Source organism: Nocardia sp. CC201C (assembly GCF_030010695.1).
In the GTDB taxonomy this organism is placed as follows: Bacteria; Actinomycetota; Actinomycetes; order Mycobacteriales; family Mycobacteriaceae; genus Nocardia; species Nocardia otitidiscaviarum.
Window position 1 is genome coordinate 1 of the sequence record NZ_JASCXP010000030.1, and the last position, 15539, is coordinate 15539.

Annotated in this window: 11 protein-coding genes; 4 read left to right on the top strand and 7 right to left on the bottom strand. The window is 68.0% G+C overall.

Annotated features, from left to right (window positions below):
• Positions 1-474, bottom strand: a 474-nt coding sequence (locus QK444_RS05585; RefSeq protein ID WP_282777745.1) for a glutathione peroxidase, incomplete at its 3' end; no start/stop codon positions are given.
• A 46-nt stretch (positions 475-520) separates the two neighbouring features.
• On the bottom strand, positions 521-1753 hold the full coding sequence (locus QK444_RS05590; RefSeq protein WP_282777746.1) for a cytochrome P450: 1233 nt from the start codon (positions 1751-1753) through the stop codon (positions 521-523).
• Between the two features lie 327 nt (positions 1754-2080).
• Here QK444_RS05590 and QK444_RS05595 point away from each other — a divergent pair, with 327 nt between their 5' ends.
• The gene (locus QK444_RS05595; RefSeq protein WP_282777747.1) at positions 2081-3724 is read left to right on the top strand and encodes a GMC family oxidoreductase N-terminal domain-containing protein; all 1644 of its coding nucleotides are present in this window, start codon (positions 2081-2083) and stop codon (positions 3722-3724) included.
• Between the two features lie 137 nt (positions 3725-3861).
• Here QK444_RS05595 and QK444_RS05600 read toward each other — a convergent pair whose 3' ends face one another.
• The gene (locus QK444_RS05600) at positions 3862-5499 is read right to left on the bottom strand and encodes a PKD domain-containing protein (protein ID WP_282777779.1); all 1638 of its coding nucleotides are present in this window, start codon (positions 5497-5499) and stop codon (positions 3862-3864) included.
• 1213 nt (positions 5500-6712) lie between these two features.
• Positions 6713-8278 carry an MFS transporter gene (locus QK444_RS05605; RefSeq protein ID WP_282777749.1) on the bottom strand — a complete coding sequence of 522 codons (1566 nt, stop codon included), beginning with the start codon at positions 8276-8278 and terminating at the stop codon, positions 6713-6715.
• Between the two features lie 157 nt (positions 8279-8435).
• Here QK444_RS05605 and QK444_RS05610 point away from each other — a divergent pair, with 157 nt between their 5' ends.
• Positions 8436-9167 carry a TetR/AcrR family transcriptional regulator C-terminal domain-containing protein gene (locus QK444_RS05610; protein ID WP_282777751.1) on the top strand — a complete coding sequence of 244 codons (732 nt, stop codon included), beginning with the start codon at positions 8436-8438 and terminating at the stop codon, positions 9165-9167.
• A 67-nt stretch (positions 9168-9234) separates the two neighbouring features.
• Here the strand turns inward: QK444_RS05610 and QK444_RS05615 are convergent, their stop codons facing one another.
• Together QK444_RS05615 and QK444_RS05620 are read right to left on the bottom strand one after the other, a co-directional pair.
• Positions 9235-10698, bottom strand: a complete 1464-nt coding sequence (locus tag QK444_RS05615; protein ID WP_029932805.1) for a catalase — start codon at positions 10696-10698, stop codon at positions 9235-9237.
• A 42-nt stretch (positions 10699-10740) separates the two neighbouring features.
• Entirely contained in the window at positions 10741-11160 is a 420-nt protein-coding gene (locus QK444_RS05620) for a Fur family transcriptional regulator (RefSeq protein ID WP_029932806.1), read from the bottom strand.
• Between the two features lie 424 nt (positions 11161-11584).
• Here QK444_RS05620 and QK444_RS05625 point away from each other — a divergent pair, with 424 nt between their 5' ends.
• Together QK444_RS05625 and QK444_RS05630 are read left to right on the top strand one after the other, a co-directional pair.
• A complete protein-coding gene (locus tag QK444_RS05625; RefSeq protein ID WP_282777753.1) occupies positions 11585-12826 on the top strand; it encodes an APC family permease in 1242 nt (413 codons plus the stop codon).
• A 48-nt stretch (positions 12827-12874) separates the two neighbouring features.
• Positions 12875-14239: a serine hydrolase gene (locus QK444_RS05630; RefSeq protein WP_282777755.1), complete on the top strand. Its 1365-nt coding sequence runs from the start codon at positions 12875-12877 to the stop codon at positions 14237-14239.
• Here QK444_RS05630 and QK444_RS05635 read toward each other — a convergent pair.
• Positions 14236-15468, bottom strand: a complete 1233-nt coding sequence (locus QK444_RS05635; protein WP_282777757.1) for a helix-turn-helix transcriptional regulator — start codon at positions 15466-15468, stop codon at positions 14236-14238. The genes QK444_RS05630 and QK444_RS05635 overlap by 4 nt on opposite strands.
• Positions 15469-15539: the final 71 nt, after the last annotated feature.

Consider the following 15539-nt stretch of genomic DNA (forward strand, 5'->3'; position numbering starts at 1 on the left):
GATCGCGCCGGTGACGGCGGCGTCGGTCGGCTCGGTGCGCGGGCGAATACGGCTCAGCACCTTGCCGTCGCGCCCGATCAGGAACTTCTCGAAGTTCCACTGGATGTCACCGGCCGCACCCTCGGCATCGGGGGTCTCGGTCAGCTCCGCGTACAGCGGGTGGCGGCCCTCGCCGTTGACCTCCACCTTCTCCAGCAGCGGGAAGTCCACGCCGTAGTTCGTGGCGCAGAAGGTCTGGATCTCCTCGGCGCTGCCGGGCTCCTGCCCCATGAACTGATTGCAGGGTGCGCCGACCACGGTGAAGCCGCGCGGACCGTAGGTCTGCTGCAACTCCACCAGGCCCGCGTACTGCGGGGTCAGGCCGCACTTGGAGGCCACGTTCACCAGCAGCACCACCTTGTCCCCGGCCAGTTCGGCCAGGGTGGTGGGTTCGTCGGACAGGGTGCGCAGCGGAATCTCGCGTAGGTCGGTCATGGGCCCGATCCTAGAACGAGTTCGTGACCGTTACCCGACGGCCGGACTACGCGTAGCGAACCGGCCAGTGCTTGATGCCGTTGATCCATCCGGACCGCAGCCGCTGCGGCGGCTCGACCTCGTTCAGATTCGGCATGGCGTCGGCGATGGCATTGAACATGAGATCGATTTCGAGCCGCGCCAGATTCGCGCCGACACAGAAATGCGTTCCGGTGCCGCCGAAGCCGACATGCGGATTGGGATCACGCAGCACATCGAATCGGAAGGGCTCGTCGAAGGCGTCCTCGTCGAAGTTGGCGGAGCTGTAGAACAATCCGACGCGATCGCCCGCCCGAATGCGCTGCCCGCCGATGTCGGTATCGCGGGTTGCGGTGCGTTGGAACGCGGTCACGGGCGTCGCCCAGCGCACGATCTCGTCGGGCGCGGTGCGTGGCCGCCGCTCCCGGTACAGTTCCCACTGCTCGGGATTGTCGACGAAGGCTTTCATGCCGTGGGTGATGGCATTGCGCGTGGTCTCGTTGCCCGCCACGGCCAGCAGAATCACGAAGAATCCGAACTCGTCCGAGCCCAGCGCCTCGCCGTCGACATCGGCATTAACCAGTTGGCTGACGATATCGTCGACCGGGCAGGCCCGCCGCTGTTCGGCCATATTCCAGGCATAGCCCAGGATCTCGGCGGATGCGGCGTTGGAGTCGCCGCCGTACTCCGGATCGTCGTAGTTCAGCGTCTCATTGGTCCAGGTGAAGAGCTTGTGCCGGTCGTCCTGCGGTACGCCGAGCAATTCGGCGATGGCTTGCAGCGGGAGTTCGCAGGCGACCTGTTCGACGAAATCTCCGCCGCCGGTTTCCTTGGCGGCGGCCACGATTCGGTGAGCGCGCTCGGTGAGCGCGGCGCGCAATCCCTCCACGGCGCGCGGGGTGAATCCCTTGGAGATTATTCGTCTGATCTTGGTGTGTTTCGGCGGATCCATATTGACCAGCAGCGCGTTACGGGTCAGATCCAGCTGTTCGGGCGTGCTGTCGCCCGGTATGCGGATGATCGCGCCCTTCTCGTTCGAGGAGAACAGATCGGGGTGGCGGGATATCTCCTTCACGTCCTCCAGGCGACTGATCACCCAGTAGCCGCCGTCCTCGAACGGGGCCGCCTGTTCGGGAGTCTGCGCATTCCACCAGACCGGTGCGGTGCGCCGGAGCGCGGCGAATTCTTCGACCGGACTTCGGTCCGCCCAGAGTGCGGGATCGGTGAAATCGAATCCGGTCGGTATCGACGGAACAGTCATTGTTCCTCCTGCGGCCTGTCGCCGCCACGATGCGAAATTGGAACAAGTTCTACAGCAGATTCAACCATGCGACCTCGCCGCGGACCAGGGGTCGCGGCCATCGATTTCGCCACCGGACACGAGCGCCCATGCAGCTACCCGCCAGCACCGGCCATGAAACCGGTTCTTCGCCCTCCATATAACGGAAAGGCATCCCACTGGATGGGATTCACACCCACTGCCTGTGCGTAAGTTGATCTACGGATCTGGACAAGTCCCGCCGGATGTGCTGAGACTAGAACTTGTTCTACAGTGATCAGAGGCACACTCGAGGATGAGGTAACGAAAATGACCGCTTCTCCGCGCTCCGCGGACGCCGCAACCGAAGCCGATTACGTCGTCGTAGGCGCGGGCAGCGCCGGTGCGGTGGTCGCAGGCCGCCTCGCCGAGGCCGGGGCGAGCGTGATCCTGTTGGAGGCGGGGCGCAAGGACAACACCCGGCTGGTCACCAGCCCCGGCATGATCACCATGGTGCACACCGTGCCGCAGCTGAAGCAGCGCGTGGTGTGGAAGCAGTACTCGGTCCCGCAGAAGCACGCCAACGAGCGCAAGATCCCCATGACGCGCGGCAAGGTGCTCGGCGGCTCCAGCTCCGTGAACGGCATGCTCTTCGTGCGCGGCAATCGCGCCAACTACGACTCCTGGGCCGCCGAGGGCAACACCGGCTGGAGCTACGACGAGGTGCTGCCCGCCTACAAGCGGCTGGAGAACTGGGAGGACGGCGCGTCCGACGTGCGCGGTGCGGGCGGCCCCATCGAGGTCACCCGGCAGCAGGACCTCACCCCGATCACCCAGGAGTTCATGATCGCCGCCTCCGAGACCCTCGGCGCGCCGATCATCGACGACTACAACGGGACATCGCAGGAAGGCATCTCCATCTTCCAGCAGAGCGTGCGAAACGGTCTGCGCTACAGCTCCTCCCGCGGCTTCATCACCGACCGGCCCAACCCGAACCTCACCGTGGTCACCCACGCGCACGTCACCCGCGTGGTCATCGAGAACGGCCGCGCCACCGGTGTCGAGGTCGCCGACAAGAAGGGCGGGCGGCGGATCATCCGGGCCGCCAAGGAGGTCGTGGTCTCCGGCGGCGTGGTCGGCTCGCCGCAGATCCTCATGCTCTCCGGCATCGGCCCGGCCGGGCACCTGCGCGATCTGGGCATCGATGTGCACGCGGACCTGCCGGTCGGACAGAACCTGCACGACCACCTGTTCGTGCCCATGACCTACATCTCCAAGAAGGCCATCCACCGCGGCATCCCCACCTATTTCGCCCGCGGCATCCTGCGCGAGCTGCGGCGTCCGGGCAGTTCGTGGATGGGCCGCACGGTGTTCGAGGCGGTCGGCTTCGTCAGGACCAAATTCGCCGAGGGCGACTACCCGGATATGCAGATCCACACCCTGCCGTGGTCCTACCCGATCCCCAACCAGGACGAGGACAAACTGCACATGGTGGACCGGCGGCCGGGCCTGACCATCTTCCCCAGCCTCATCTACCCGAAGAGCCGTGGTGAACTGCGCTTGGCCTCGGCCGATCCGTACGCCTCCCCGCTCATCGATCCGGGCTACCTCACCGACTCCCGCGATACCGAATTCCTCGTCGAGGGCATCCGCATCATCCGGGAGATCATGGCGCACAAGGCCATCGCGGGAGACGTCATCGAGGAACTCGCCCCCGGCCCCGACCTCATGGACGAGAGCGCGCTGCGGGCGGAGCTGCCCAACCGCATCCACTCCATCTATCACCCGGTCGGCACGTGCCGCATGGGTGTGGACGAGCGCGCGGTGGTGGACCCGACGCTGAAGGTGCACGGCATCGATGGCCTGCGCGTCGCCGATGCCTCCATCATGCCCAGCATCACCGGCGGCAACACCAACGCGCCCAGCTACATGATCGGCGAGAAGGCCGCGGAGTTCATCACCGCCGATATGTAGCACCGCGAGACTCGGTACCGCGCTGTTGTGCTTCCCTGCCGGAGCGGTACCACCCCACCCCTTCCGGGACCGGTTGCACCCTCTTCGGTCCCGGGAGGGGTGTGTGGGATCAGCGATCGACGACCGCGGCGGGGCCGTCAGCCGATCGTGATGGTCGCGCCCGACTCGTACAGGGTGCGGTTGCCCTCCACGTCGGTCGCCACCAGCCGCGCCCGATGGGGTCCGCGCCCGGTGTAGGTGTGCGCGACCGTCGGCGCGGTGGTGGTGACATGGATGCCGTCCCCGAAGTACCAGTCGTACTCGCGGACGGCGCTGCCCGCCGCCGTGGCGTCGAAATGCACCGTCTGCCCGACCGGACCGGACTCGTGGGAGATCGTGAAGCCCTCCCCCGTCGGCCCGCCCCCGCCGAACCACTCCCGCATCCGGGGATGCAACAGGAACGCCTCGGCGTATTGTCGCGCCCCGTCCACATCGGGCCGTCCCAGCACGGGGATACGGCACTGCGGGGCCTCATGATCGGTCTCGGGGCAGGTCAGTGCCCGCAGCGTGACCGACTCGTCGCCGAAGGGATTCAGCCATAGTCGGCTCGTCGCGCCGGGTACGCCGTCGCGCGCCACCAGTCCGTCCGCGGCCACCGCGAAATCAACTCCGGCGGCGGCGTTCGCCTCGTGCGCGGCCTGCCCGAAGGCGGCAGCGGATAATCGCACGAACTCCGACCAGCGGGGCAGTCCGTCCGGCAGCAGCTCGGCATCGAAACCGTGGAAGTAGTTGGACACCAGCACTTTCGGCGCGCCGGGCAGGCCGTGCGCACGTTCCAGGGCGGCGCGCATGCCACGGCCGCCGTAGCCGAGCTTGGCCCCGCTGTAATAGGGCACGTCCGCGGCCGGATTCACCGGATCCGCACCCTCCCCACCGCATTCGCGCCGCACGGCACTCACCAGATCGGCACTGCCCGGGGTGACGCCGAGCGGAATGCCGAAGAAGGGGTCGAGGTCGTTGACGCAGCCGTTCACCAGCACCAGGTCCACCCGGTAGCCGCCCGCCTCCGCCTCCGAGGCGGCACGTTCCAACTGGCAGAACACATCCGGCAGGCGTTCGTCCAGCGGCACCGACTCCATGGCGATGGTGCCGTACACCTCGCGCGCGTAATGCTGTTCGAGGCACCCCGCGTCGTCATTGCCCGCGGGCACGGTCGGGGCGTCGAGAACCGCTCCGGACACCGAGTAGTCGTGCAGTTCCACGGCGCGGCCGGTCCGCGCGCCCAAGGTTTCGGCGGTCAGGTGGGCGAACTTGTGTTCCAGGTCGAGCACCTGCCCCCACATGACCGCGTCGCCGACCGAGACCACGTGCAGCGCATCGCATTCCCGCACCGGGTACAGCGGCCACGGGGTGCCGAACTCGGTGACGGCGCCGCCGGGGAGATGGGCACGGGCATCCACCCGCAGCGGGCCGGAGGCCGGAATCTCGTGCCGGGCGATCTCGAAGGGAATGGTCAACACCTCGCCCTCGACACGCGCCGTACCGCTGCACAGCAGCCGGTCGCCGGCGCGCATCCGCCACTCGATATCGGCCCGGAGTGGGATGCCGGGCGGGTACCAGACCGATGTGGTGCCCTGGAGCGGGCCGTCGCACAGACCGCCCGGGGTGGCGCTGACATCGATGACCACGGGGTAGTCGGTGATCACCTCGGCCTGCGCCGGTGCGGATCCGGCCGCGACGGCCAGGACCGGGACGGCGAGCGGCAGCACGGGGTGCCACCACCGCGTTCGCCACACGTTCAACAGCTCCTCCTCGAGTGCGCATACGAAAGCGCATCGGCGGCATGTGAAATGCCGACGATGCTGAAATAGGAAGTTCTCCGAGCGAATTCGCCGCGCACCATACCCAATCCGGTTGCGCCAGCGCGCTACCAACTCGCTACCAACTCGCTACCAACCGACACACGCCGAGCGGAGAATGACGACACGCCGCGACCCGCCGATATCGGCGTTTTGCCCGCCACGCCGACTCTGCGTGTCCCGATTGGATCTACCTGTATTTCTGCTACATATTTGCCATGAACGCGAGGAATCTGACGCTCGCCGCACTTGTCTTCACCGTGGCCTTCCAGGCACGGAATCTCCCCAGCCCGCTATCTAACAGCTACACCACGCTGGCAGCTGCCGAGCGTTCACGCTGAGCACCGCGCCCACAGCGCCGAAAACAACTGTCGGCCTGCGAGTTTCAGGTTGCAAGGTCTTGTTAAGGGCGTGCCAAGCCGGGCGCGACATCGTATGTCTCGACACCGGAACAGCCGGTGTCACCCGGAAAACCACCATCGGGGGTGGCAGCCGGGGCGCGACCCGGCCACGAGGGGTGTCGGGTCGTGCCCGGGCGACACGAACCTCCATCGTCGATCGGACCCGTCCACGAGGGGTGTCGGGCCCGGCGGCGGTGGCCGGAATACCGGTGGTCTCGCGTCCGGGAGCGCGGACCATCGGACGGGGGGACGCTCGCAGGGCTCGGCCGCGGGGAGGCGGCGGGCCGTACGGGCACGGCGGGAGCCGCCGGGCTCGAGCACGGGGAGGTGCCGAGCCCGGCGGATCCCGCCGGGGGGTAACGCCCGCCCAGGTCGTCTCGGGGAGGAGCGACGGCGGCGGGTCGGGGTGGGGCCGCGCTACTCGACCACGAGGGGTGTCGGGTTTCGCGGGCGGAGGGTAGAGCCCGCCGGGCCGATCAGGTCCGGCGGGCTCTTTCGTGTATCACGATCCGGTCGCCATGCGATCTTGTTTCATGGATGGCCTGGCCGGCCTCCGGTGCCTGGAGGCATCATGGAAACAAGTGCGGCAAGCAGATTGGGAGCGATATGGAAACCGTGGTCGTCTTCATTCTGGCCACCCTGATCTATTGGTTCGGGTTGCTGCGCTGAGGCGTCCGCGCCACAGCGACCAGCGCGTCCGCTATCTGCCCGCAGATCGCGTCCGCGCCCTCTTCGCCGTGCGCCAGGCGCTACCCGGAGGTCACCAGATCGTCGTCTCCGCCGCCCGGCGCATCCTCCTGTGCGGATGGTTCGGCCGGTACTTCCCCTCCCCCAGCCGCTTTCGCACCCCGCATCAGGAAGAAGGCGATGACCGTCGCGGCCAGGACGCTGGCCGCGCCGCCCAGGAAGGTGGCCGACATGGCGGTGGTGAAGGCGTCCTTGGCGGCCGTGATCAGCATGCCGTCGCCGCTGGTCAGGGCCGGGGCGATGCTTTCGCGGGCGGCGGCCGGGGCCGTGGCGGGCATCTCCTCGGCGTAGGTGCCGGCCAGCACCGCGCCCAGCACCGCCACGCCCAGCGCACCGCCGGTCTGCTGGATGGTGTCGTTGAGCGCGGAGCCGACACCGGCCCGTTCCGGCGGGATCGCGCTCATCAGCGCGCCGATGGCGGCGGGCATGGCCAGACCGGCACCCGCGCCGACCAGGGTCATGGCCAGGGCGGGCTTCCAGAATCCGGAATCGGTGGTGAGCAGCGACAGCATGACGAAACCGCTTGCCAGCACCGCCATTCCGACCAACATCACCGGGCGCACACCGGCCTTCTGCACCAGGCCCGCGCCGATGCCGTTGAACACCAGCGCCGTCAGGGCGAACGGGGTGAAGGCGAGCGCGGTGCGCATCGGCGAGTAGTCCAGCACGAACTGCAGGTACTGGGTGAGCACCAGCAGCAGGCCACCATTGGCGAAGGTGACTAGCACCAGCGAGAAGCTGGAGCCGGTGAACACCCGGTTGCGGAACAGCTGCAACGGCACCATCGGGTGCTCCGCCCGCAGTTCCCGGACCACGAACGCGGCCAGACCGGCCACCGCGATCAGCAGTGCGCCCCAGGTGCCGTCGAACCCCGCGGTCGGCCATTCGATGATCGTCCACACCAGCGCGGTGGTGCCGACGATCGACAGCACCATGCCCGACAGGTCCGGCTTGGTCCACGGCCCCTTCGACTCCGGCATGAGCAGCAGGGCCGCGGCGATGGCGACGATCGCGATCGGCACGTTCAGCACGAACACCGAACCCCACCAGAAGTGTTCCAGCAGCACACCGCCCACGATCGGGCCGCCGACCATGCCGACCATGGCCACGGCACTCCAGGACGCGATGGCCTTGGGCCGCTCCTGCTCGTCGAACACCGTGATCAGGATGGACAGCGTGCTCGGCATGATGAGCGCACCGCCGACGCCCATCAGCACCCGGCCCGCGATCAGCAACTGCGGAGTGTCGGCATAGGCGGCCAGCATCGAGGCCACGCCGAAGACCACCAGGCCCACCACCATGACGAGCCGCCGACCGAACCGGTCCGAGAGGCTCCCCGAGGTGAGCAGCAGTCCGGCGAACACCAGGATGTAGGCGTCGATGATCCACTGGATGTCCTGGGACGTCGCGCCGAGTTCGGTGGAGATCTGCGGGATGGCGACGTTCAGCACCATATTGTCGATCACCAGCACCAGGGAACTCAGGCAGAGCACCACCAGAATCCACCAGCGCTTCGGATTACGTTGTGGCGCTTCGATGCTCACCGCCGCGCCTGCGATATCACTCATGTCGAATCCCTCTTCGATCCAGTTCGCCGTACACTGTTCGGCATTTGCGAACACTGTACGGTCATACGAACAGCGTTCGCAAGGGAGAACGTTGTTCGGCGGATCGAACAGCGTTCTAACAGCGGTTATGCTGGCCGCGGACAGAAGAGGAGAGGCCATGACAGCGAAGGCTGAGCAGTTTGCGACGGTATGGACGCGTCCCCAGCGCACGCGGCGCGACACCCCGGCACTGAACCGGGAGCAGATCGTCGCGGAGGCCATCGCACTGCTGGACAGCGAGGGCCTGGAGGCGCTCAGCATGCGGAGACTCGGCACCCGGCTCAATGCCGGGGCCACCTCGCTCTACACCCATGTGGCGAACAAGGAGGAACTGCTGGAACTCGTCGTGGACGAGGTATTCGGCGAGATACGTCTGCCCGAGCGGCCGGCGGCGGAGAGCTGGCGCACCGACCTGATGGAGTTCGGCCGGAGCATGCGCGCCACCATGCTGCGGCACGTGTGGATGCCCGCCGTGCTGAGCACCGCCGGGCTGGTCTACCTCGGCCCGAATGTGATGCGAATGACCGACGGCATGCTCGGCATTCTCGAGGTGGCCGGATTCGACGCGACCACCTCCGACCGCGCCACCAACGCCATCTTCGCGTATCTGATCGGGGCCACCACCACCGAGACCGCCATGATCACCACGGTCACGCGCAGCGGTCTCGGCGAACAGGAGTGGATGGAGCAGATCATGATCGCCTCGCAGCGAATGAGCGAACCGTACCCGCGCCTGCACCGCAGCTACGCCCGACACCGCGAGCTGGATTCGGCGCGCAGCCGCGACGAATTCTTCGACACCGAACTCGAACTGCTCATCGACGGACTCGAGGCGCGCCGCGCACGGTGACCGGGGGCGACACGGCCGACATACAACTGCCCCCGGCCGAAAAAGCCGGGGGCAGCGCGGATTTCACTCAGTGGCCGTTGAGCCCGGCGCGCACGCCCTCCTCGATGCGCTTGCCGAGATCGCTGTCCACGTTCTTCCAGTACTCGAACACCCGGCTCAGCACCGGCTCCCGCACACCGCCCAGCACGTGCCCGACCACATTGGCCACCAGGCGATCTCGCGCGGCGTCGTCGAGCACCTCGCGGACCAGCGTGCCCGCCTGGGTGAAATCGCCGTCCTCGGCGTGCTGGATGTAACCCGCGCGCACCATGGTCGGATCGAAGTTCCACAGGCCCTCGTCACCGGCGCGCTCCGGGTCGGCGTGCGGGCCGCCGAACGAATTCGGCGCGTACACCGGCACATCCGCCGGGTTGTAGTCGTAGCGCATCGGCCCCTCCTTGGAGTAGGAGTTCACCTCGGCGGCCTTGGCCCGGTTGGGCGGCAGCTGCGCGTAATTGGCGCCGATGCGGTAGCGGTGCGCGTCGGCGTAGGCGAAGACGCGGCCCAGCAGCATCTTGTCCGGCGAGAAGCCGATGCCCGGAACGACATTCGACGGTTCGAAGGCGGACTGCTCGATCTCGACGTGGAAGTTGCCCGGATTGCGGTTGAGCGTCCACTTGCCGACCTCGATGAGCGGGTAGTCCTTTTGCGACCACACCTTGGTCAGGTCGAACGGGTTGAAGCGGTAGCCCTCGGCGTCGGCGACCGGCATGACCTGGACCTTCACCGTCCAGCTCGGGAACTCGCCGCGCTCGATGGCGTCCCACAGGTCGCGGCGGTGGAAGTCGGCGTCCTCCCCCGCGATGCGGTCGGCCTCGGCCTGGGTCAGGAATTCGATGCCCTGGTCGGTCTTGAAGTGGTACTTCACCCAGAAGCGCTCCCCCTGGGCGTTGACCCACTGGTAGGTGTGCGAACCGAAACCGTCCATGTGGCGGTAGGTCTTCGGAATGCCGCGGTCGCCCATGAGCCAGGTGACCTGGTGCGCGGTCTCGGGGCGCAGGGTCCAGAAGTCCCACTGCATGTTGTGGTCGCGAAGTCCGCTGCCCGGCAGGCGCTTCTGCGAGCGGATGAAGTCGGGGAACTTGATCGGATCCTTGATGAAGAAGATCGGCGTGTTGTTGCCGACGATGTCGTAGTTGCCGTCCTCGGTGTAGAACTTCACCGCGAAACCGCGCGGATCGCGCCAGGTGTCGGGGCTGCCCTGCTCACCGGCGACGGTGGAGAACCGCACCAGCGACTCGGTGCGCGCACCCGGCTGGAACAGCTTGGCCTTGGTGTATCGGCTGACGTCACCGGTGACCACCAGTTCACCGAACGCGCCCGCGCCCTTGGCATGCACGATCCGCTCCGGCACCCGCTCGCGGTTGAACTGGGCCAGCTTCTCGATCAGATAGTGGTCGTGCAGCAGGATCGGGCCCTGCGTACCGGCGGTGAGCGATTCGTTGTCGCTGACGACCGGGATACCGGTATTGGTGGTGGTCGGCTTGGTCATTCGACGTCTCCTCGGCTGTACTGCCTCGGGCTGCGAGGCATCTTACGGACGACAGGCCGGGCACAGCCCCCAGAAGACGACCTCGGCCTCATCGATCGAGAAGCCGTGGGTCCGGGCTGGTTCCAAACAGGGGGCCGCGCCCACGGCACAGTCGACATCCACGACCGTGCCGCAACTCCTGCACACCAGATGGTGGTGGTTGTCCCCGGTGCGGGCCTCGTACAGCGCCGATGAACCCGCCGGTTCGATCCGCCGCAACAGCCCGGCTCCCACACAGGCCCTGAGTACGTCGTACACAGCCTGCGTGGACACCGACCCGAGCCGTTCCCGCACCGTGGCGGCCACGGAGTCCGCATCCGAATGCGGCGCCGCGACCACCGCGTCCAACACCGCGACCCGCGGGGCGGTAACCCGCAGGCCGACTTCGCGCAATCGCTCCCGCGCGTCGTACCCGGTGTGCATGAACCCAGTCTCCCTCTAATTTGGAATAAGTCAAGAAAATTTTCTGGAGTCACTCCAGAAAAAGGATCTACGCAGGTAGACGTCGGCCCAGCCTAGGCACGCCGACACGCCGAGTGGTCAGCCAGCCACCCTCGAGGTCGCGCGGATCACAACCGCCGCCCCGGAATACATCCCGCACCCTCGCCGTTGTGAACCACTGTCGGCGTCCGGACAGCCCCGGGCCGCACCCTTCGTCGCTTCGAGCGACCACTCGCCGAGAGGCGCTTGTGGGACGTCGACACCCTTCGCAGCGATGCTGCGAGAGCCGCGCCGCCAGGAATCCCCCCGACTGGCGGCGCTTCGCTTTTTCCGAGGAACCCTTCCGAGGGGCCGGTGGCGTGCGGGTCGGGTCGCGCGTGGGAGTCGGGGCGGCGACGATGTGGGCATGGCGACTCAGGACGATGCACTGCATCGGCGGCTCGGGTTGAGCGATTCGGTGGTGATCGGGCTCGGATCGATGGTGGGGGCGGGGATCTTCGCGGCGCTCGCCCCGGCGGCCGCGGCGGCGGGGTCGTGGCTGCTGCTCGCACTCGGGGTGGCGGGGGTGGTCGCGTACTGCAACGCCACGTCGTCGGCGCGGCTGGCGGCGCTGTATCCGGTGTCGGGCGGCACGTATGTGTACGGCCGGGAGCGGTTGGGACCGTTCTGGGGATATCTGGCCGGGTGGGGATTCGTGGTCGGCAAGACGGCGTCCTGTGCGGCCATGGCGCTGACCGTCGGGGCCTACGCGTGGCCGGAGCACGCGCGGGTGGTGGCCGTGGCGGCCGTGGCCGTGATCACCGCGATCAACTATGTGGGCGTGCAGAGATCAGCGCTGGCCACTCGGGTCATCGTGGCGGCGGTACTGGTGGTGCTGGCGACCGTGGTCGCCGTGTGCCTGTTCGGCGAACACGGCGGGGCGGCCCGGTTGGACGGTGACATCGGGGCGCGCGGCGTGCTCGAGGCCGCCGGCCTGCTGTTCTTCGCCTTCGCCGGATACGCGCGCATCGCCACCCTCGGTGAGGAGGTGCGCGATCCGCGCCGGACCATTCCGCGCGCCATCGGACTCGCGCTCGGGCTGGCGCTCGCGGTGTACGCGCTCGTCGCGGTGGCGGTGTTGCTGGTGCTCGGATCGAAAGGGCTGGCGGAGTACGCCGATCCGCTGGCGCGGGCCGTCGGCGCGGCGGGGGTGCCCGAACTCGCCCCGGTGGTGCGGGTGGGCGCGGTGGTCGCGGCGGCCGGTTCGCTGCTCGCGCTGGTGCTCGGCGTCTCCCGGACCGCCCTGGCCATGGCCCGCGACCGGCAGCTGCCGGGGGTGCTGGCGGCGGTGCATCCGCGCTTCGGGGTGCCGCACCGGGCCGAGCTGGCCGTCGGCGCGGTGGTGGCGGTGGTGGCGGTGAGCTTCGACATCCGGGCCGCCATCGGGTTCTCCTCGTTCACGGTCCTGGTCTACTACCTGATCGCCAATGTCTCGGCCGCCACCCTCACGGCCGCGGAAAACCGTCCGCCCCGGGCGGTTCCGGTGGTGGGCGCGATCGGCTGCGTGGTGGTCGGGCTGTCGCTGCCGACGAATTCGGTGCTCACCGGCGCGGCCGTGCTGGCGGCGGGCGCGGGGGTGTACGCGATTCGCCGATTCGCCCGGCGGTGACCGGTATTTCTACCGCTGCCCAGGGGGCTTGACAGATAGCCTGTGCACATGGTGCGCAGGGGGCTCGCAACGGTCACGGCACTCTTACTGACGGCGGGATCGCTGGTCGGCGGCACCGTGCGGGCGGAAGCCGACCCCGGCCCGCGGGCGAGCACCACATGCGCCACGCCGTCGGGACGCGAATTCGAACGCGCCCGACCGGAATCCACCGGCCTGGACTCCGCCCTGCTCGCCGACGCCCTCGCCTTCGCCGCCACCCGCAATCGGCTCAACGTACAGGTCTTCCGGCACAACTGCCTGATCGGCGAGGGTCCCACCAACGCGCAGACCGGCAACACCCCCTGGAACGTCTGGAGCATCACCAAGAGCGTGGTCGCACTGCTCGCCGGAATCGCCTGGGATCGGGGCAGACTCGATATCGGTGCCCCCATCGACCGCTACCTGCCGCCCGGGCTCGGCAGCGCGAAGCACCGCTCGCTCACGGTGGAGCACCTGCTCACCGAATCCTCCGGGCTGCGCATCGGCGTCATCACCGAGGGGTTCAGCGGCGTCATCCCGATCGACCCCAACAGCGCGGTGCAGGCGCTCGGCGTCCCGTTCGACTACGAGCCGGGCACCCGGTTCGTCTACAGCCAGCGCAATGTCGACCTGCTGGCCTACGTGATCGAACGGGCGGTCGGCGAACCATTGCAGCGCTTCGCCCAGCGGGAATTCTTCGATCCGCTCGGCATTCCGCCGACCGACTATTACTGGGCGCGCGACCGTTCCGGAAACACCTACGGATACGCGCATCTCATGATTCCGCCGAACGATCTGGCCCGCATCGGCATGCTGGTGGCCGCGGGCGGCGACTGGGGCGGGCGGCGCATCGTGTCGGAAGCGTACCTGCGACAGGCGATCACACCGTCGGCGACCAGTTCCTGTTACGGCTATCTGTTCTGGCTCGGTCCGGGTTGCGCGGAAAATCCGGAATTCCTCCCGGATGACGTGTATTCCATGTCCGGACTCGGACTACAGCATGTGTACATCGTGCCCAGCCTGGATCTCATGGTGGTGTGGACGGGCGTCTTCGGCACCCATACCGACCGGGGAGTCACCGGAATTCTGCAATACGGCGTGGAAGTGCCGCACGAATTCTTCCGACGGCTGCTGCGGGCGTTCCGGGACAGCCCGATACCCGACCCGGGCCGCTACGTCGAGCCGCCCCTGCGCTTGGACCCGCGCCGGTACTTCGACGGCGATATCGCGCTCGCCGTCCTCGGCCTCGGACCGGCCGCCTATCCGGGCTGCAATGTGCTGTCCTGCTTGGACATTCCGCTCGCGCCGCCCTTCGCCGACGCACCACCGGGGTGCCTGATCGTGGCATGCCTCGGCCCCGACCCACGCGCTCCTGGCATTCGGGCCGGGAACTAGGGGGTCACCGCGGCGCGCCCGGCCAACTCCCGCAATTCCTCCGACGGTCGGCGTCCCGCGAACTGCAACAGATCGCGCATCACCTCCCGTGCGCGGTGGTGGGTGTGTACGAGCTCGGGCGTCAGCCGTTCGGCCGTCAGCAGGGCTTCCAGCGCCTGATGCGCCTGCCGTCGCTGCGCGTGCGCCCGCGCCACATCCACCAGGAAGCGCGCCTGTCGTTCCGGGGTGAGCGTGGAGGCGTCCACGTGCCGCGCGATATCGAGGGCCTCACCGGCGTCACCCAATTCGACGGCCACCGCCACCGCGTGCACGGCGACACTGGTCGGTCCGAATTCGGTGTCGAAATCGTTGCGGTCGTCCCCGATCCGCAGGGCCGCCCCGCGTGCGGCGGCCAGGCCTGCCCGCGACTGCGCGCGATTGCCTTCCGTCGCCGCGATCACCGCCAGCATGAGCTGGAGGGATCCGTAGAGCGACAGGATTTCCGGCGTGCTCCGCTGGTCGTCGTCCACCAGCGGTTCCAGTGCCGCCACGCAGGTCCGCGCGGCCTGCTCGGCCTGCTCGAACCGCTGTAGTCGCAGGAATGCCTGTGCCATTCGATAGGTTCCGGCCACCACGCTGAGCGGATCGCCGGAGCGCTCGGCCGCGGCCAGCGCCCGGTCGGCCGCCACCCACGCGGCGTCGACCTCCTCCTGGCGGGTGAATGCTGTTGCCGCCGCCTGATAGGCGCGCGACAGCAGGCCGAGCACCTCCCGCCGCGTCGCCGCGACGCGTGCCGCCTGCTCCAGATCCGGAATGAGCTCCAGCAGGCTGCCGCCCACTTCGACGAGCCGTGACTCGTGTGCCAGCTGCCAGGCCAGATCGACGCGTGCGGCCAGCCGCGGCACCTCGACCGGCTCGCGACCGGTCTCGTCGCCGAACAGCCGGTCCAGCGCCGGATGGCCGGTGAGCATGAGTCGCAATTGCTCGAAAACCGCTGAACCCACGCGTTCGCCGCCCGCACGGTCGGTCGACATCGGTTCGGCCGCTTCCGGCCGCAGATCTCGGACCGCGACTCCGAGAACATCGGCGAGCCGTTGCAGTACCGACAGTCTCTCGACCGGCAGCACATCCCGCTCTACCTGCGACACCCAGCTTTCCGACCGCCTGATGGCGGCGCCAAGCTCCTTCTGCGATAGCCCTCTACGCCGGCGCAACTCCGCTACCCGTGCCCCAAGGGTACTTTCGGCCACCGGGTCAAACTCCTTCTACCTGATGGGCTTTGCCGGCGATCACCGCCAGAGGATCGATGTGTGCGCCCGGC